Raw genomic sequence first — 595 nt, 5'->3', positions numbered from 1 at the left:
GATCCGACTTCGGACGTGATAGCCGGACCAGTGCTTCCAGTTTGCTCGCCCAAAGCGTTTGCTCGCCCGAAGGATGTCGTTGCGGGCACGGGCGGCAGGGCAGTTCTCCTTCCAGAGGCGTCCGTTCTTGCGGATCGGGATGATGGCCGTGCCGCCGCGATCGACGATTGCGGTGTGACACCGCCGGGTGTCGAAGGCGCCGTCGCCGGTCACGGTGCCTACCTGTTCATCGGCCGGGATCTGATCCAGCAGATCCGGCAGCACAGGGCTGTCGCCTTCGCGGCTCGAGGTGAACTCCACCGCTCGGATGTCGCCGGTGGCCGTGTCCATCGCCAGATGAACCTTGCGGTATTGGCGCCTGCGGTGCGTGCCGTGCTTGCGCGCCAGCCATTCCCCGTCGCCCAGGAACTTGATCCCGGTGCTGTCGACCAGCAGGTTCAGCGGCCCCGTTGCACGGCGGTGGGGTATGTCGACCACCAAAGATCCTTGTCTGCGGCTCAGGGTGGAGAAGTCCGGCACTGGCCAGTCGAGCCCTGCCATCTTCAGAATGCTGGCCACCATCCCGGTTGTTTGCCGGAGTGGCAGGCCAAAGAGC

General features: G+C 65.2%; 1 protein-coding gene. It reads right to left on the bottom strand.

Features of this window, described 5'->3' with window-relative positions; translation table 11 throughout:
• The coding region (locus CN97_RS19700) for an IS5 family transposase (RefSeq protein WP_035715334.1) at window positions 1–595 on the bottom strand (595 nt) is incomplete at both ends.

This window comes from Haematobacter massiliensis (assembly GCF_000740795.1).
In the GTDB taxonomy this organism is placed as follows: domain Bacteria; phylum Pseudomonadota; class Alphaproteobacteria; order Rhodobacterales; family Rhodobacteraceae; genus Haematobacter; species Haematobacter massiliensis.
Note: the sequence above shows the minus strand (reverse complement) of the source record. Positions and strands in the feature narration are given on the sequence as shown.